The sequence below is a fragment of the Erwinia sp. E_sp_B01_1 genome (assembly GCF_036865545.1).
Taxonomy (GTDB): Bacteria; Pseudomonadota; Gammaproteobacteria; order Enterobacterales; family Enterobacteriaceae; genus Erwinia.
Genome location: NZ_CP142208.1, coordinates 753,033 through 771,477 on the forward strand (window position 1 = coordinate 753,033; position 18,445 = coordinate 771,477).

15 protein-coding genes and 1 other annotated feature are annotated in these 18,445 nt (G+C 54.1%); of the genes, 11 read left to right on the forward strand and 4 right to left on the reverse strand.

Translation table 11 applies throughout. The annotated features are described in order from the left end of the window. Positions 1-179: 179 nt before the first annotated feature. Genes VRC33_RS03610 through VRC33_RS03630 form a run of 5 tightly spaced genes read left to right on the forward strand, consistent with a single transcriptional unit; the run spans position 180 to position 7,415 of the window. A complete protein-coding gene (locus VRC33_RS03610; RefSeq protein WP_338560924.1) occupies positions 180-872 on the forward strand; it encodes a hydrolase in 693 nt (230 codons plus the stop codon). 55 nt (positions 873-927) lie between these two features. Next, a complete protein-coding gene (locus VRC33_RS03615) occupies positions 928-1,173 on the forward strand; it encodes a DUF1427 family protein (protein ID WP_338560926.1) in 246 nt (81 codons plus the stop codon). A gap of 2 nt (positions 1,174-1,175) precedes the next feature. Next, positions 1,176-1,430 carry a XapX domain-containing protein gene (locus tag VRC33_RS03620; RefSeq protein WP_338564023.1) on the forward strand — a complete coding sequence of 85 codons (255 nt, stop codon included), beginning with the start codon at positions 1,176-1,178 and terminating at the stop codon, positions 1,428-1,430. 46 nt (positions 1,431-1,476) lie between these two features. Further along, entirely contained in the window at positions 1,477-1,842 is a 366-nt protein-coding gene (locus VRC33_RS03625; protein ID WP_338560928.1) for a response regulator, read from the forward strand. Beyond that, on the forward strand, positions 1,839-7,415 hold the full coding sequence (locus VRC33_RS03630; RefSeq protein WP_338576893.1) for an AAA family ATPase: 5,577 nt from the start codon (positions 1,839-1,841) through the stop codon (positions 7,413-7,415). The genes VRC33_RS03625 and VRC33_RS03630 overlap by 4 nt, the downstream gene beginning before the upstream one ends. Before the next feature lie 16 nt (positions 7,416-7,431). On the opposite strand, the gene VRC33_RS03635 is transcribed toward VRC33_RS03630, so the two are convergent. Then, positions 7,432-8,064: a response regulator gene (locus VRC33_RS03635; protein ID WP_338560930.1), complete on the reverse strand. Its 633-nt coding sequence runs from the start codon at positions 8,062-8,064 to the stop codon at positions 7,432-7,434. 281 nt (positions 8,065-8,345) lie between these two features. Between VRC33_RS03635 and sltY the strand changes: the two genes are divergently transcribed. Beyond that, positions 8,346-10,268, forward strand: coding sequence for a murein transglycosylase (sltY, locus tag VRC33_RS03640; RefSeq protein WP_338560932.1), 1,923 nt, complete (start codon positions 8,346-8,348; stop codon positions 10,266-10,268). Between the two features lie 53 nt (positions 10,269-10,321). Continuing rightward, on the forward strand, positions 10,322-10,651 hold the full coding sequence (gene trpR, locus VRC33_RS03645; RefSeq protein ID WP_338560934.1) for a trp operon repressor: 330 nt from the start codon (positions 10,322-10,324) through the stop codon (positions 10,649-10,651). On the opposite strand, the gene yjjX is transcribed toward trpR, so the two are convergent. Continuing rightward, positions 10,625-11,182 carry an inosine/xanthosine triphosphatase gene (yjjX, locus tag VRC33_RS03650; protein WP_338560936.1) on the reverse strand — a complete coding sequence of 186 codons (558 nt, stop codon included), beginning with the start codon at positions 11,180-11,182 and terminating at the stop codon, positions 10,625-10,627. The two genes, trpR and yjjX, sit on opposite strands and share 27 nt — an antisense overlap. A 50-nt stretch (positions 11,183-11,232) precedes the next feature. Between yjjX and gpmB the strand changes: the two genes are divergently transcribed. Next, complete coding sequence (gene gpmB, locus VRC33_RS03655) at positions 11,233-11,880, forward strand: 2,3-diphosphoglycerate-dependent phosphoglycerate mutase GpmB (protein ID WP_338560938.1); 648 nt, start codon at positions 11,233-11,235, stop codon at positions 11,878-11,880. A 137-nt stretch (positions 11,881-12,017) separates the two neighbouring features. Here the strand turns inward: gpmB and robA are convergent, their stop codons facing one another. After that, complete coding sequence (gene robA / locus VRC33_RS03660; RefSeq protein ID WP_338560940.1) at positions 12,018-12,902, reverse strand: MDR efflux pump AcrAB transcriptional activator RobA; 885 nt, start codon at positions 12,900-12,902, stop codon at positions 12,018-12,020. Between the two features lie 191 nt (positions 12,903-13,093). Between robA and creA the strand changes: the two genes are divergently transcribed. Beyond that, the gene (creA, locus tag VRC33_RS03665) at positions 13,094-13,564 is read left to right on the forward strand and encodes a protein CreA (RefSeq protein WP_338560942.1); all 471 of its coding nucleotides are present in this window, start codon (positions 13,094-13,096) and stop codon (positions 13,562-13,564) included. A gap of 57 nt (positions 13,565-13,621) precedes the next feature. On the opposite strand, the gene arcA is transcribed toward creA, so the two are convergent. Beyond that, positions 13,622-14,338 (reverse strand): two-component system response regulator ArcA, encoded by a 717-nt coding sequence (gene arcA, locus VRC33_RS03670; protein WP_338560945.1) that lies wholly within the window; start codon positions 14,336-14,338, stop codon positions 13,622-13,624. 597 nt (positions 14,339-14,935) lie between these two features. On the opposite strand from arcA, the gene VRC33_RS03675 reads away from it, so the two are divergent. Continuing rightward, entirely contained in the window at positions 14,936-15,616 is a 681-nt protein-coding gene (locus VRC33_RS03675) for a tRNA/rRNA methyltransferase (RefSeq protein WP_338576895.1), read from the forward strand. A 217-nt stretch (positions 15,617-15,833) separates the two neighbouring features. Continuing rightward, positions 15,834-15,956: a sequence feature (Thr leader region), on the forward strand. A gap of 25 nt (positions 15,957-15,981) precedes the next feature. Continuing rightward, positions 15,982-18,444, forward strand: coding sequence for a bifunctional aspartate kinase/homoserine dehydrogenase I (gene thrA, locus VRC33_RS03680; RefSeq protein ID WP_338560949.1), 2,463 nt, complete (start codon positions 15,982-15,984; stop codon positions 18,442-18,444). Position 18,445: the final 1 nt, after the last annotated feature.

Consider the following 18,445-nt stretch of genomic DNA (forward strand, 5'->3'; position numbering starts at 1 on the left):
GGTAAAGCAGAGCACCAACAGTTGCGGATTATGAGGAGGGTTTCAGCAGAGCGTCTAGTTATACAAAGGGATACCTATACAGACGTATAGTTATACGCAGAGATAATAGTGCGGTTGAAAAAAGCGCCATACACTCCGCTCTGACAACTTCCGTCACTTAAACCTCATTGGGCACATTCATGACTAATTCAAAACTTGAAGTACTGACCCCGCATAACAGCCAGATGATCTTCATCGACCAGCAGCCACAGATGGCCTTTGGCGTGCAGTCTATCGATCGCCAGGTGCTGAAAAACAACACCGTGGCGCTGGCGAAAGTAGCGAAAGTCTTCAACATTCCTACCATCATCACTACCGTGGAAACTGAAAGCTTCTCTGGTCACACCTACCCGGAACTGCTGGATGTGTTTCCTGGTAAAGACATCCTGGAGCGCACTTCAATGAACTCCTGGGATGACCAGAAAGTGCGTGATGCGCTGGCTGCCAACGGTAAGAAAAAAGTGGTGGTTTCCGGTCTGTGGACTGAAGTCTGCAACAACAGCTTCGCCCTGTGCGCCATGCTGGAAGGCGACTACGAAATTTATATGGTGGCAGATGCCTCAGGCGGCACCACTAAAGAAGCTCATGATTACGCTATGCAGCGCATGATTCAGGCGGGTGTGATCCCTGTGACCTGGCAGCAGGTGATGCTGGAGTGGCAGCGTGACTGGGCGAACAAAGAGACCTACAACGCGGTGATGGATATTGCTAAAGAGCACTCAGGTGCTTACGGCATCGGCGTTGATTATGCCTATACCATGGTGCACAAAGCGCCTTCACGTCAGAAGAGTGAACACCGTACCCTGGCACCTGTTGCCGCACCGGTACGTTAACCGGTCTCTGCAGGCCAGCCCTTTGGGCTGGCCTCTGCCTTCTACAGGATGAATTATGAGTCCTTTATTCATTTCTCTGGGTGCAGGCGTGTTCATCGGCCTGCTCTACGCAATACTTAAGGTTCGTTCTCCCGCGCCTCCGGCCGTAGCTTTGGTAGGACTGTTAGGGATGGTGATTGGTGGTCAGGTCGCGGCGCAATTTGTGCAAAAAGAAGTAAAAAGTACCGCGCAAACCCTCTCTTCTGACACGTCTGCTGAGCTTCCACTGACCAGACCATTGCCCCTACGGGCCGGGAGTTAATGATGCTAAAAGCCTATGTTATTTCACTGATTATGGGCATGCTGGCGGGCGCGATTTATGTGGCGATCCGGGTTGAAGCCCCTGCACCGCCTGTGATTGCCCTGCTGGGTCTGTTCGGCATGCTGGTGGGCGAGCAACTGGTGCCTCTGGTGAAACGACTGATTAAACGGGAACCCGTCAATCTGGCCTGGTTCCGCCATGAATGCGTGCCTAAAATCAGCGGCACTCCGCCTCCGGCAGGGGAGAAGACGCCATAGGGAATGCTCCCGGTCTCGAAAGAGCCACGACAAAGGATAAAAGGATATGTCTCAGTGCATAGTCATTGTGGATGATGAACAATCCGTTCGTCGTGGTCTCTGCAACTTACTGCATTCTGAAGGATACACCACGCAGGAATTTGAATCCGCAGAAGCCCTGTTAGAGGATGAGCGCGCCTTACAGGGGGCCGCAATGTTTATCATCGATGTGCGTCTGAAAGGGATGAGTGGTTTCGAGCTTTTTAAGGCGCTGACCCTGAGACTGGAGGATCCGCCGGGCATTATTATCTCCGGGGATGGCGATGAAAATATGCTGTGGTATGCAATCAGTCTTGGCGCACTTGCTTTTTTACCTAAACCCATCGAAATTGATACATTATTCGATCATATTCGCCGGGAGTTTTCCTCGTGAGAGATGCCGTGAGCCTGTTACCTGCTGTTTTTCAAACCGTTGGTGAAGAGGGACTTTCACTCACGGATGAGTTCTCCTTCACGGCCCTGGTGCACGAAAGCAATTTCGCCTGGTTTCTCTGCCGGCATACCCCTTCCGGTGACACCTTTATCCTGGCAACGGCTCCGGATGAGCAGACCACTTTTCAGGCCACGCAGCTACTGAAAAATGAGTGGCTGCTGAGCGATAAACTTTCGCCACAGTGGGCGCTTAAGCCGGTGGGCTCGACGCATTATCATGGCCGTTATGCGCTGATGTATCCGCTGTTTTCCTGCCGGACGCTGGCCGATTTTCTCCGTCTCACGCCACAGTCGCTGGCCGATTTTTTAACCAGCGCCATTTCGCTTTGCCATAGTCTGAGCAAAATGCATCAGCAGGGCATTATCCACGGCGATATCAAACCCGCGAATTTTATCCTGAATGAAGACGGGACCTATCGTCTGGGCGGATTTGGCCTTGCTTCCCTGAGCACTGAGACGCAGATCAAAACGGGTTTATCTGCCTCGGGCGGGACGCTGGCTTATATGTCTCCTGAGCACACCACGCGGACTTCCCATTCTGTCTCTTTCCTCAGCGATCTCTACAGCCTTGGCATGGTGCTTTATGAATTGCTGACCGGCACACTGCCCTTTGGTACTGTAGACAGCGGCCATGCGGAGTGGGTGCACTATCACGTTGCTTCAGAACCGCAACCGCCGCATTCGATCAGGCCGGATGTGCCTGCAGTGCTTTCAGCGGTGATCTTACGTTTACTGGCAAAATCTCCTGAGCACCGTTATCAGACGGCAGAAGGGCTGCTTGCCGATCTTCGCCGCTGTCATTCCACGCTGACGGCAGAAGGCAATATCAACACCTTCACGCCTGGATTGCAGGATACTCAGCGAAAAGGACTCGCCTCACCCATGCCCTTCGCCAGCCATCCCCAGGCTGAACAGATCGTGGCGATCTGTGACGAGGTGAATAAAAGCGGCTCACCCTGTCTGGTAGTGATTGGTGGCGCGCCTGGCACGGGAAAATCCTCAATGATTGCCACCAGCATCAGGAGGTTGCAGCAAAAGAAAATGCTGCTAACGGTCGTCAAAGCTGACCAGCACTCCCCGGTTTTGCCTTATGCCCTTTTTACCACGGCCTTTCGCATGGTGGTGCTCCACCTGCTGGGGCTCTCAGCCGGAGAGGTTGAACGCTGGAAGAGCCACATCACCCGCCTGCTGGGGGAGTATGTGGGGCTGGCCGTACATTTTTTGCCTGAGCTTGGCGTGTTGTTATCGCAGAATGCCCAGCTCCCCGATGCTCATTCACAGGATGCCAGAAACCAGTTCAGCAATATGATTTGCCGTCTGGTGCAGGCTTTTACCAATCCCGGCAGACCTTTCGTGATGCTGATTGATGACATTCACTGGGCGGACCAGGCCAGTCTGCATCTGCTGCAAAATCTGTTGAGCTTCAGTGAGGATATTCCCCTGATGCTGGTGGTGACCCACCGGGATTTCGCCTCTTTGCCCTGTCCGGCGACAGGGGCCCAACTGGATAAACTCCGGCGTTCCGCCACCCGAGTTGTTGAGATAACCCCTGAACCCCTTTCAGTGAAAACGCTGGGACGCTGGCTGGCAGAGATATTTCAGGTGCGTACCCCGGTCACGGAGGAGTTGTCCCAGCTTATCCATAATAAAACGGCGGGCAATCCTCTCTTTACTCAGGCTTTTTTCCGCCAGGCTGTGCAGGACGGGCTGATCACTCATCATCACCATCAGATGAAATGGACCTGGGATCGGGAGGCGCTGAACGCCTGTCACTACACCGAAAACGTGGCGGACAGGGTGCTCCAGCAGATGGAGACGATCCCGGTGACCACCCGCAGGCTGTTAGGTAAAATCGCCTGCGTGGGAGGCTCGGGGGAACTGCTGTTACTGAGCAAAGTTCTGCACCTGCCTGTCGAAAAGATCGTCACCCGCCTGCTTCCGGCGGTGACAACACAGCTGATCGCGCTGACGACCACCGGCTACGCTTTTACCCACGATCGCATCCATGAGGCGGCGTTCAGCCTGCTCGCCGCCGGGGAAAAGGATCGTCTGCATTTGCGGGTAGCCAACCGGCTCAGTGAGCTGGCCGTTGTTGAAGGCAGTAATGATGCGCTGTTCAGGGCGGTTCATCATATCGCCTCTATTAAGGAGACCCAGCTGATTGAGCTGGACTCGGCCACCTGGCGCGATCTGATCCTGCGGGCCGCACGACGGGCAAAAAACACCGGAGATTCTGTTTCTGCTCTGCGTTTCCTGCAGACTGCGAGGGGGGTTACACCCTGTCTCGCGCCGCATGAGGATTTCGTCTTCCTGCTTGAAGAGGCTGAATGTGAATTCCTGAATGGCAATCTGACCACTGCACTGGCGCTGTGTAAAAAGCTGGTGAGTGCCCCGGGTGAACTCACGGACAAAGCCGTTGCCGCCTGCCTGATGGCAGAAATTCATATGCGGCAATCTCACAGCCAGCTTGCGCTGGAAACCGCCATTGCCTGGCTGGCGCGCTTCGGTATCCATCTCAACCGCCATCCCGACAAAGCCGAATGTGATGCGGCAAGAATTAAACTCAAGGCACAGGTAGGCAAAAATCCCTACGCCCGCTTCAGACCGCTGCCGCTGATGGCCAGCCGCGAGACGGAAGCGGTGATGAATCTGATGGCCAGCGCCAGTATCTTTGCCGCTTTTGTCAGCCCCCGCCTGCACTTTATGATCATCTGTAAAATGCTGCATCTGACTATGGATCACGGCATCACCGGTGCCTCCACCCTGGCGCTCTCCTGGTATGGCGTGCTGTGCGGCGATCATTACAACGAATACAGCCGGGGTTATGCCAGCACGCTGCTGGCGCGGGAGCTGGTTTACCGGCACGATTTCACCAGTTTTAAGGCCCGCACCTTGTTACCTCTGGATCAGGTCAGCATCTGGACCATGCCGGTGACCTGGGCCATTGACTGCGCCAAAGCGACGTTTAACGAAGCCGTCGCCAACGGCGATCGCACTTCAGCCTGCCTTGCGCTGCGCCATCAGACCATGAATTACCTGACCCGTGGCGATCATCTCGACGGCATTCTGACCACCATTGAGCGTGGGCTCGCCTATGTACGCAAAGCCCAGTACAGCGATGTGGAAGTGATTATGCAGATGCAGCGTGAGTTTGTGCTGTTTCTGAGGACGGCGAGAGAAGGCGTACTTACTGGCAAGGATTTTGCCCCTGCCGTACTGCAGAGAGTTCAGGCAGAAAGAGGCAGTGAGCCCCTGTATCTGATGCAGTTCTGGCACTGGTTGTACCGGGGGATGGCGCACTTTTTCTCCGGGGAGTACCGCTGCGCCAGCCACTGTTTCTCCCAGGCTGAACCTTTTACGGGCTCCATTCCCGGCCATATTCATATGCTCGATTTTCATCTGTACAGTGCCTTGTCCGCAACTTTGCAGCTTGAGCCGGAGAGTTATACCTGCGATCTGCAGCTTAAAATCTCCCGCCACTTCGACAAGATAGCCACCTGGGCTACGGAGAATTCAAGGACCTTTGCGGATAAAGAAGCGCTGCTGAGCGCTGAAATTCACCGGCTTAATCGCCATACCGCCCTGGCGGCGGAACAGTATGAGCGGGCTGTCAGCCTGTCGAGAGAAGGCCGTTTCGATCATATCAACGGGCTGGCTCATGAACTGGCTGCCCGTTTTGCCGCTTCCTGTGGGTTGAACGTTGCGGCAGAAGCCTATCTCCGGGGAGCACTCAATGCCTGGGAACGATGGGGAGCGGGTGCCAAAGTCCGGCAGTTTGAGTTACAGCACCCCCATCTGATTTCAGCACTCCAGGCGTCGCATTTTACTACGGTGACCTTTGACCAGAACGAGGCGGTCAACGATCTGCAAAATGTGATTACCGCCGTTCAGGCGCTGACCGAGGAGATCAACCTTGAGCGCCTGATCAACACCCTGATGATGATGATGCTGGAAAGAGCCGGGGCGCAGCACTGCTTACTGATCCGCCTGTTGGATGGAAGCGTGCCGGAGATCGAGGCGAAGGCATCGATCACCGTGGACGGGACCCGTGTCAGGATCCTGCAGCACACGCCGGTAGCCACCGATCTTCCTCTTTCTGTCCTCTCCGCTGTGATCCGCACCGGGCAGGAGATCCGTACCGGTAAGCCTGACGTTTTCAGTCCGTTCAGTCAGGATCCCTACCTCGTTGCTTCCGGCGCGGCGGTGATGTGTGTCCCTATGTTTAAACAGGCGCGGATGGTCGGGGTGCTCTATCTGGAAAATCGTCTGATGCCGGATGTGTTTACAGCGGAGCACTCAAAAATCATCTCTATTATCGGTGCTCAGGCGGCTATCTCACTGGAAACAGCCCGGCTCTATAGTGAAGTGCTGGAAGAGAACATTCAGCGGCGGCGGGTGGAAAAACAGCTTCGCGCCAGCCAGACCTCGCTGATGCTGGGAGAAAAAATAAGCCACACCGGCACCTGGCACTGGAATCTTGAGCAGGACATCATGCTGGTTTCGGAAGAGTACACCCGGATCCTTGGCCTGCCTGAACAGCAAAAAAGCCTTTCCATGGCCAATTTTTTAACGCGTGTTCATCCGGACGATCGTCCGTGCATCAGCGAACTGGTAGCGGACAGCGTGCGCAATGGCATCAGTATGCAGGCTGAGTTTCGTATTCTCAGGCCCGATGGAGAGTGCCGCTACATCAAAGGAATTGGTGAGCCGGTGGATAGCTGGGCTGAGGTAAAGGAGTATTTTGGCACCCTGTCGGATACTACCGCGCAGCGGCTTTCGGAAGATGCTGTGCGGCTGGCCCAGGCCGATCTTGCGCGCGTCTCCAGGGCCACGACGGTGGGGCAGTTAACCGCCTCTATTGCGCATGAAATCAATCAGCCGCTGATGTCGATAGTGGCGAATGCCGGAGCCAGCCTGCGCTGGCTGAAACGCGATCCCCTGCATCTGGAAAACGCCTGCTTCAGCCTGAATGAAATTCTCAATGAAGGAAAACGGGCTGGCGATATTATTCGCGGGTTGCAGTCCCTGACGCGTAATCACGTTTCTGAATTTGCGACGACCGGCCTTCATCTGATCGCCAGAGATATTTTATCGCTTTCCAGGATGGAGATTGAACGTAAATGGATGTCTCTTGAACTCAGTCTGCGCGCGACGAACGACCTGATTTACTGCGACCGGGTGCAGATCCAACAGGTTCTGTTAAATCTGGTCGTTAACGCCATTGAGGCAATGACTGAAAGTGAGCAAAAGGTACGAACGCTTACTCTCTCTTCCTCAAATCCGGAAAAAAACGTGATTCGCTTTGAAGTCTCAGATACCGGACAGGGCCTGTCAGAGGAGGTTTCCAGACGCCTCTTTGACTCTTTCTACACCACAAAAAAAGAGGGGATGGGCATGGGGCTTACCATCTGCCATGAGATTATCAAAAAGCATGGTGGCGTTCTGAAGGCTGAGAACCGGGACAGGGGCGGCAGCTGCTTCTGGTTTACGTTGCCTGCCGAACCTCAGGGCTGAGCATGTTCAGCCCTTATTAAGCGGGGCGCTGGCGGCTCAGCGTGCTGGCAATATTGAGGCGCTCCGCAGCCCTGACCAGATCGGAGAGCGAACGGACCTGCATTTTTTCCATCACCCGCCGTTTATGCACCTTGGCAGTGATTTCACTTATCCCCATCTCAGCGGCGATCTGTTTATTCTGCAAGCCGCTGACAGCCAGAAGCATCACTTCACTCTCCCTTGGGGTCAGGGAGTGGTGGCGTTCGGTCAGCAGCCGCTTTTCATCCGAAGAGTCCCGGTTGGCTGCTGACAGAGTCACTGCCTCAGCCACCGCGTCCAGCAAACTATCCGGATCCACCGGTTTGGTCAGGAATTCACAGGCTCCGGATTTCATCGCCCTGACCGTCACGGGAATGGTGCCAAACCCGGTCAGGAATATGGTGGGCAGGGTATAGCCCCGTTCCGTTATCCTGCGCGAGACTTCAAATCCATCCGGCCCTGGCATATTGATATCCACGATCAAACAACTGGGCGCGGGATAATCTGCCTGTGCCAGAAAAGCCTCAGAAGAAGAGAAAGAGCAGACGGCATAATTTTGCGAGCTGAGTAAGTTAGTCAGTGCGGTGGTGACCGACTCATCATCATCAACTACATAAACTGTGGGGTTCATAAGGCTCTCTTTATCTACTCACCAATAGCGCAGGAAGGGATTTATTAAAACTACTACAAGCAGTGCAATTTTTCCTGGCTGTGATGAGGGCGTGCCATCTACGGGATGAGGGCTGATATTATCATAATAATTATCATTATCATCGTGTTACTGGCGTATTAAGATTAATTGCAGCCCGGTTCAGGCGATTTTTTTTAGCAGAACGGTGAAAGCCTGGTTAGCATGAAGGGAGTTATTTGGGTGTGATCAGGATAAAGAGAGGCGTAAACGTGGGGAAAGTCATGGCGGACAAGTGGAAGTTTTGGATAGCAGGCGCCTGTTTAACTGTGGTCACCGGGATGGCTCATGCCGATTCTCTGGAGGCTCAGCGCAGTCGTTATTTGCAGATTAAGCAGGCCTGGGATAACAACCAGATGGATACCGTGGCGCAGTTGATGCCCACGTTGCGTGACTATCCTCTTTATCCCTATCTTGAATATCGCGAGCTGGCACAGCATCTCGATCAGGAAACGGGGCTGGCTGTAAACGCCTTTATCCAACAGTATCCTACCTTGCCCCCCGTGCGTTCTCTCTCTTCACGCTTCGTCAATGAGCTGGCCCGACGCCAGGACTGGCGTGGACTGCTGGTGTTCAGCCCCACGGAACCCAAGCCTGTTTCGGCCCGCTGTAACTGGTATTACGCCAAATGGGCCACCGGCCAGGAGCAGGTCGCCTGGGAGGGAGCGAAGTCAATCTGGTTGCGGGGCACGTCACTGCCCACGACCTGCGATAAGCTGTTCAGCGTCTGGCAGGCCGCCGGAGAGCAAACACCGATCACTACCCTCGAGCGAATTCGCCTGGCGATGAAAGAGGGGAATACTAATCTGGTGAATTTCCTGGCCAAACAGCTGCCGGAAGATTATCAGACTATGGCTAACGCGGTGATGGATCTGCAAAACGATCCTCAAACCGTGGTGACCTTTGCCCGTGCTGTGGGTCCTACGGATTTCACCCGGCAGGCAACGTCGCTGGCCTTTGCCCGCGTGGCGCGTGAGGATGCAGAAAATGCCCGTGCGATGATCTCCTCGCTGGTCAGCGCGCAAAAAATGAGTGACCGGCAGGAGCAGGAGTTGAAAGAGGCGGTAGCGTGGCGACTGATGGGGAATGATATCACCTCTGACCAGGCCCGCTGGCGCGACGACGTAGTGATGCGCAGCGAATCAACTTCCCTGATTGAACGCCGGGTCAGAATGTCCCTGGGCAATAATGACCGCCGGGGCATGAATACCTGGATTGCCCGTTTACCTGTTGAAGCGAAACAAAAAGATGAGTGGCAATACTGGCAGGCCGATCTGCTGCTGGAGAAGGGGCGTAAAGAGGAAGCGGAGAAGATCCTGCACTCGCTGATGCAGGAGCGTGGTTTCTATCCGATGGTGGCCGCGCAGCGGTTGGGCGAAGATTATCCCCTGCAAATTGATAAAGCCCCGGAGCCGGAAAGCAGCATGACGCAGGGCGCGGAGATCTCGCGCGTGCGGGAACTGATGTACTGGGGCATGGATAATCTGGCCCGGACTGAGTGGAGCTATCTGGTTGCCAGCAAAACCAGCAGCCAGCAACAGCAGCTGGCACGCTACGCTTATCAGCAAAACTGGTGGGTGCTGAGCGTGCAGGCGACCATTACCGGCAAATTATGGAACAGTCTCCAGGAGCGTTTCCCGCTGGCTTACCAGGATCAATTCCAGCGTTACACCGATGGCAAAGCGATCCCGGTCAGCTATGCCATGGCCATTGCGCGCCAGGAAAGCGCCTGGAACCCCAAAGCCCGCTCGCCGGTTGGGGCGTCCGGCCTGATGCAGGTTATGCCCGCTACGGCGCTGCATACCGTGAAGGTGTACAGCCTGCCGGGCTACAGTAACAGCAGCCAGTTACTTGATGCGGAGACCAATATCCAGATCGGTACGCAATATCTGGAGTCGGTATACCAGCAGTTTGGACAGAACCGGATCTTCTCCTCGGCGGCCTATAATGCCGGTCCTTCCAGGGTGAAAACCTGGCTGGGTAACAGCGCAGGAAGACTTGATGCGGTGGCCTTTATCGAGACCATTCCCTTCTCGGAAACCCGGGGCTATGTGAAAAACGTGTTGGCATATGACGCCTATTATCGCCATTTCATGGATAAGTCAGACAAGATTCTGGCCGACGGGGAGTGGCAACGGCGCTACTGATCCGGCAGGGCCTGTGCTATGCTACTGTACTAGTTAAATAGTATGGGCCACTCATGAACGAATCTTCTGTTCCCGTTACCATGGAACCGCACAACGAAGAGTGGCAGCGTTTTGTAACGCTGCTGCAACGTGCTTTTGGCAATGGACTGCATCTGCCACTGCTGCAACTGATGATGACGCCTGACGAGCGGGAAGCCCTGGGCACCCGTCTGCGCATTATCGAAGAACTGATGCGTGGTGAACTGAGCCAGCGTGAATTGAAAAACGATCTCGGCGTCGGCATTGCCACCATCACCCGGGGATCAAACAGTCTGAAAAGCGCGCCGCCAGCGCTGAAAGCCTGGCTGGAGGCGCAGTTACTGACCGGATCGGATAAGATCTGACTCTTCGCCAGACTTCATCTGGTAGATGTCATTGTGGAACGGGCAGAGGGCCAGCACAAGGGCCTGATGGTAAACGCTGGTCCGGGTCAGCAGCCCTGCGGTAAAGGCACCAATCGCTCCGCCTTTATGTTTGATGTTTTCAATGCCGGTGAGTCTGGACATCTCTTCACCCAGTTCACGTCCTTCGTGGATGCCTTTCATCACGATGGCTGGCAGGGTAAAGCTGGCAGATCGCGATTCGCCGCGCAATTTGCGGTTTTCAATCACCATCCAGGCGAACGCGCTCTCTTCTTCAATACCCGCTTCAATCGCTACCCAAAAGTCGGCTTCTGGCCGGACCTGTCGCGCATTCATCACGCGCTGACGTGCGCCAGTTCTCGTTTCAAGGTTTGTAATGGGCTGTGCCGCCACGCCGCTGTCGACCTCAACACCTTCAATATGGCAGGATCCCTCTCCGAACACATCGCTGAACGCTTGAGAAATTGCCTTAATTTTGGCGGGATTAATGGTGGCAGCGACAACATGGTACATAATTGGTTGAACCCTTCAGGCAAATTTGTCGCAGTATAACGGAAAATCGCATGTTACAGGTCTATCTTGTTCGCCACGGAGAAACGCTTTGGAATGCAGCACGACGCATTCAGGGACAGTCAGACAGCGCGCTGACGAAAAAAGGAGAGCAGCAGGCACACCAGGTGGGGGAGCGGGTGAAACATTTGGGTATTACCCATGTTATCGCCAGCGATCTGGGCCGCACCCAACGCACCGCAGAGATCATTGCCGATGCCTGTGGTTGCAGAGTTAAGCTGGATCCACGCCTGCGTGAGCTGAACATGGGCGTGCTGGAGCAACGTCCGCTGGATGAGCTGACAGCAGAGGAAGAAAGCTGGCGAAAAACGCTGGTCGACGGCACCGAAAACGGACGCATCCCTCAGGGGGAGTCGATGACCGAGATGGCGGAAAGAATGCATAAAGCGCTGAATGCCTGTCTGGATCTGCCTGAAGGCAGCCGTCCGCTGATTGTCAGCCACGGCATGGCGCTGGGGGTGCTGGTCAGCACATTACTGGGCTTGCCTGCCCATGCTGAACGACGTTTGCGTCTGCGTAACTGTTCAATTTCCCGTATCGACCACCAGCAGAGTGCCTGGCTGGCCGAGGGCTGGGTGGTGGAAACCGCCGGTGACGTGTCGCATCTTGATCAGCCTGCGCTGGACGAACTGCAACGCTGAGTGTTGTGCGCAGCAAAAGGGGCGAAGGTCAGGCCCGAATACGTCAGACGATTTCTGACTCTTCCGGTTCTGATTACCAGTCGCCCCTTTCTTAGCAGCTGACCGCGCTTTGCGGTTCAGCTGCTGTTACAGAGGATTCAGGCCGCTGATGCCGGGCTGCGGATAGGGATTAAATATTCACAGCGGATATCCATCGGAGGCTCCTGACGCTTCTTACCACCGTGGGTATAGAAACGCTCAATATCCTGGCCATGACGGCGGGTTAGCTGCAGTCCGGGCATACAGGTGCCATACACCAGCAGGATAAATTCCTGGAGGCTGGTACGCGGGCCTTCATAGGTAAACTGAACATATTCTCCCGCTTCCAGCAGCACGGTCTGCGTCGATTGCATCGGCTGTGAAAGCTGGTCTGAAGGCACTGCCGTGGTGTACAGAATCTCCTGCTCATCATCTTTTTCCATGCTCGGGCGTGACTGATGGAGCCCATAAAGCACGGGAGGGATGGTGTCAGTCTCGATCAGGAACTGCCGCCAGAAATGGAGACGCATTTCATCACGCGCGCTGGAGATCTGCTCCAGCGTGCAGCTGTAGCTCTGCGTTTGCCCAACCAGCACGGTTTCCGGTAGCGTGACGTAGATCGGTTCTGGCAGGGTGTAGTCGTCCAGACGAATGGGCGGACGCAGGCCGTAAGAGTTCCAGTCCGATGCGCGGCGATAATAAGCAGGCGTCTGGTTGAACTGTTTCTTAAAGGCGCGGGTAAACGTCTGCTGTGAGTCAAAACGGTACTGTAAAGCAATGTCCAGAATAGGGCGGCTGGTCAGGCGAAGCGCCACGGCAGCCTTGGACAGGCGGCGGGCACGGATATAGGCACCAATCGCATGACCGGTGACTTCCTTAAACATTCTTTGCAGATGCCATTTTGAATAGCCCGCCTTGGTAGCCACATTGTCCAGAGACAGCGGCTGATCAAGATGGCTTTCAAGCCAGACAAGCAAATCGCGAATGATACCGGCTTGATCCATAAATCGTCCTTACCTGGTTAAATTTAGTGCAGGGAAAACATCCATTACTGGTTTATGTTACGCATTCAGTCATTTAACAGACAAATACCCTGTGCTGATGCGCATCATGCAAGGGGAGGTGTTACCATGCGGCGAAGGCCAGAAGAGATTTACCTTACAATGTCATCTATTTTCTAAGCAATGGTAACGTTATGACAATGAAAAAATTGTTAATAGTCACTTCGGTAGTGTTGGCATCTGTATCCGCCCATGCCGAGCAGGTGGGCTCAGTAGACACGGTGTTTAAGATGTTTGGACCTGACCATAAGATCGTTGTCGAAGCCTTCGACGACCCCGACGTCAAAAATGTCACCTGTTATCTCAGTCGCGCCAAAACCGGGGGCATTAAAGGTGGACTGGGGCTGGCTGAAGACACCTCCGATGCAGCCATCTCCTGTCAACAGGTCGGCCCGGTTGAGCTTAGCGAGAAAGTAGCTAAAGGCAAGGCAGAAGGCGAGGTGGTCTTTCGGCAGCGCACGTCACTGATCTTTAAAAAGCTGCAGGTGGTGCGTTTTTACGATCAAAAACGTCATGCGTTAATTTATCTGAGCTATTCCGATAAAGTCGTGGATGGTTCACCTAAAAACGCCCTGAGCGCCGTGCCTATTATGCCGTGGAAATAGTCCGCTGCATAGAAAAGGGCCGGAAATCCGGCCCTTTTCAGTAAACCTGAACAGCAGTTATTCCTGCAGGTCACCACAGAAACGGTAACCTTCGCCATGAATAGTGGCGATGATTTCAGGCGTATCCGGCGTGGATTCGAAGTGTTTACGAATACGACGGATAGTGACATCAACGGTGCGGTCGTGTGGCTTAAGCTCACGGCCTGTCATCTTTTTCAGCAAGTCGGCACGTGTCTGGATCTTGCCCGGGTTCTCGCAGAAATGGAGCATGGCGCGGAACTCACTGCGTGGCAATTTATACTGCTCACCCTGCGGGCTGACCAGAGAGCGGCTGTTGATATCCAGTTCCCAACCGTTGAACTTGTAGCTTTCTACCAGCTTGCGCTCTTCACTGTGCGGCGCAAGATTCATGGTACGGGAAAGCAGATTACGTGCGCGAATAGTCAGCTCACGCGGGTTGAACGGTTTGGTGATGTAATCATCTGCACCGATTTCCAGGCCCAGAATTTTATCGACTTCGTTATCCCTTCCGGTCAGGAACATCAGGGCTACATTGGCCTGCTCGCGAAGCTCGCGCGCCAGCAACAGTCCATTTTTACCTGGCAGGTTAATATCCATGATCACCAGGTTGATGTCGTTCTCGGTCAGAATATGGTGCATTTCTGCACCATCCGTAGCTTCATAAACCATGTAGCCTTCGGCCTCAAAAATACTTTTGAGAGTATTGCGAGTAACTAATTCGTCTTCAACGATAAGTATGTGCGGGGTCTGCATGTGTTCGCTACCTAAAATTGCCAACAAAATTGAATCAGGGCATACAGCTGTGACAGGATCCGACACTCAGGGGGACGATCCGGTGCAAAGCTACAGCTGTACAGAATATGTTCTTTAGCCATCAAAGACCAGGCTGCGCATCCTGCAAATTAGTAGGTGCACCCTGTCCCTGGACGCTTAAAATGGGGATATATCTTATCCGCATTAACAGCAATATAACAGCACAAGTCCTGGCCAGAATGTAATAAACAACGCTAAGTTGACTTATATCAAACCAATTGTAGCACGTTAACAGTTTTGTGAAAAACTCTTCCCAGAATGCCAGCTTAGCTCACATTCAGCCCGTTTTTGCCTGTAATATCGCCGGAAAGGGAAGCATGACCAGGGCAAAATTTAACATTTCGTAATTGGTTGAAGTCTATAGGTTTATAGCTTGATAATTGTTTTTATTAGGGTATTCGGCGTAAAGAGGTCATATAATTTGTGTATGGCCGACCCGATCGCAGACCAGAAATGTTATGTATTAGTTGCTGTGATGCGTAATTTTTATAAGCGGAACCGGTGCTTCCGGATCCTGTAACCATTATTAAGGTAGTTATGCGTTTTCCATTAATACTCGTTTCGCCCCGCCGGCCAGAAAATGTAGGGGCTGCAGCCCGCGCGATGAAAACCATGGGATTTGATGAGCTGCGTATCGTCAGCAGCCAGGCCCATCTGGAACCCGCAGCGCGTTGGGTGGCCCACGGTGCCGGTGAGATTCTGGATAATGCCAGCCACTGGAATTCGCTGGCCGAAGCGCTGGCTGATATCGATTTCAGCATTGCCACTACTGCGCGTAGCCGGGCAAAATTCCGCTATTACGCCACGCCCCAGCAGGTTCAGACGCTGTTAGAAGAGAAGCAGCAATGGGTCAGCAGCGCCGCGCTGGTGTTTGGCCGTGAAGACACAGGACTGACGAATGAAGAGCTGGAGCTGGTCGATGTCCTGACCGGCATCCCGATGGCGGCAGATTACCCCTCACTGAATCTGGGGCAGGCAGTCATGGTCTATTGCTATCAGCTTTCTGCTCTACGTCAGGTTAGCGCCACGAAAGAGCTGCCAGCGGATGTGCCCCAGTTAGCGGCGCTGCGTCTGCGGGTAGATCGCCTGCTGACGAGTCTCGAGGTCAGTGACGATCGTAAGCTGGTTGACTGGTTGTCTCAGCGTATCGGGCTGCTGGAACAGCGCGACAGCGCAATGCTTCATCGGCTGCTGCACGATGTAGAAAAAAACTTATAGATAAAAAAACTGATTAGTGAGGGTCCGGCAGTGACTCTTACTGCCATTTTTTCTGATGCTGAAAGATTGGATCTGTTTTTCAGTCAATTTCCCCGAGGCTGGCCCACGGAGCCTGACGGCATCGCCGGATAAAAAAATTGACACAACCAGGCGATTGCTTTACTTCTGGAGGTGGACAAAATTGATAAACAGACAGACGAAAAATCTAAAATGCGTATTCACAGCCTGATGACAACAATCATTATTACCACCACCATTACCTCAGGTAACGGTGCGGGCTGACGCATACAGGAACAAATCAAAAATAAGCCCGCACCTCAACAGTGCGGGCTTTTTTTTCGGCAAAAATTCAGGAGAGTTTGATAATGCGAGTGCTGAAATTCGGTGGAACCTCAGTAGCCAATGCGGAACGCTTCTTACGCGTGGCAGATATTCTTGAGAGCAATGCTAAGCAGGGACAGGTTGCTACCGTGTTGTCCGCGCCAGCGAAGATCACTAACCATCTGGTGGCGATGATTGAAAAAACCATCAGCGGCCAGGATGCGTTGCCAAACCTCAGTGATGCCGAACATATTTTTGCCTCGCTGCTGCAGGGGCTGGCTGAAGCACAGCCTGGCTTCCAGTATGACAAACTGAAAACCGTCGTCGATCAGGAGTTCGCTCAGCTTAAGCAGATCCTGCACGGGATTGGCCTGCTGGGCCAGTGCCCGGACAGCGTTAACGCGGCCATTATCTGTCGTGGCGAGAAGCTCTCCATTGCCATCATGGAAGCGCTGTTGCTGGCGCGCGGTCATGGCGTCAGCGTCATCGACCCGGTAGAGAAACTTTTGGCGGTAGGCCATTATCTGGAATCTACCGTTGATATTCCTGAATCCACCCGCCGTATCGTCGCCAGTAAAATTCCTGCGGAAAATATGGTGCTGATGGCGGGGTTCACCGCGGGCAATGATAAAGGCGAGCTGGTGGTGCTGGGGCGTAATGGCTCTGACTACTCAGCGGCAGTGCTGGCAGCCTGCTTGCGTGCTGACTGCTGTGAGATCTGGACCGATGTTGATGGCGTCTACACATGTGACCCACGCCAGGTGCCGGATGCACGCCTGCTGAAATCGATGTCCTATCAGGAAGCGATGGAGCTCTCCTACTTTGGTGCCAAAGTGCTTCATCCCCGCACCATCACTCCCATTGCCCAGTTCCAGATCCCCTGCCTGATCAAAAATACCGCCAACCCTCAGGCACCAGGCACCTTAATTGGCGGCGACAGTTCTGATGATGATAATCCGGTAAAAGGCATCACCAACCTGAACAATATGGCGATGTTCAACGTCTCCGGACCTGGGATGAAAGGGATGATTGGCATGGCGGCGAGAGTTTTCGCGGCGATGTCCCGCAGCGGCATTTCGGTAGTGCTGATCACCCAATCCTCTTCGGAATACAGCATCAGCTTCTGTGTGCCCCAAAGCGACCAGGCACGTTCCCGTCGCGTGCTGGAAGAAGAGTTTTATCTTGAGCTGAAAGATGGCCTGCTTGAACCGCTGGACGTGATGGAAAATCTGGCGGTGATCTCTGTGGTGGGTGACGGGATGCGCACGCTGCGTGGCATCTCCGCGAAGTTCTTCTCGGCGCTGGCAAGGGCGAACATCAATATCGTCGCCATCGCTCAGGGTTCTTCCGAACGCTCCATCTCTGTGGTGGTGGATAACGATGATGCCACTACCGGCGTGCGTGTGGTGCATCAGATGCTGTTTGCCACCGATCAGGTTATCGAAGTTTTCGTTATCGGCGTAGGCGGTGTAGGGGCGGCACTGATCGAGCAGTTACATCGTCAGCAGGCATGGCTTAAGAACAAGCATATCGATTTGCGGGTCTGCGGCATCGCCAACTCTAAAGCGCTGTTGACCAACGTGCACGGTATCCCGCTGGAGAACTGGAAGGCGTCGTTGCAGGAGGCGAAAGAGCCGTTTAACCTGGGCCGCCTGATCCGTCTGGTGAAAGAGTATCACCTGCTCAACCCGGTGATTGTTGATTGCACCTCCAGCCAGGCCGTGGCCGATCAGTATGCGGACTTCCTGGCGGAAGGATTCCACGTGGTCACCCCGAATAAAAAGGCCAACACCTCATCCTGGAATTACTATCAGCAGATGCGTGCGGCAGCGGCGAAATCGCGCCGTAAGTTCCTGTACGACACCAATGTGGGTGCTGGTCTGCCGGTGATTGAGAATCTTCAGAACCTGCTGAATGCCGGGGATGAGCTGCTGCGCTTCTCCGGGATCCTTTCCGGTTCACTCTCTTATATCTTCGGCCAACTGGATGAAGGCGTGTCGCTTTCCGCCGCCACAAAAACCGCCCGTGACATGGGCTTTACCGAGCCAGATCCCCGTGACGATTTGTCGGGGATGGATGTGGCGCGCAAGCTGCTGATCCTCGCCCGTGAGGCAGGCTATCAGCTGGAACTCAGCGACATTGAGATTGAAGCGGTGCTGCCGGAAGCGTTCACAGCTATTCCGGATGTGGAAACCTTTATGGCACGTCTGCCGGAACTGGATGATGCTTTTGCCACCCGCGTGTCGCGAGCCACCGAAGAGGGCAAAGTGCTGCGCTTTGTCGGGGCTATCGAAGAAGGCGGTCGCTGCCGGGTAAAAATTGATGCCGTGGACGGTAACGATCCGCTGTATAAAGTGAAAAATGGCGAGAATGCCCTGGCCTTCTACAGCCGCTATTATCAGCCAATCCCGCTGGTTCTTCGGGGGTATGGCGCCGGAAATGATGTGACAGCAGCAGGCGTATTTGCCGATCTGTTACGCACCTTGTCATGGAAGTTGGGAGTTTAAG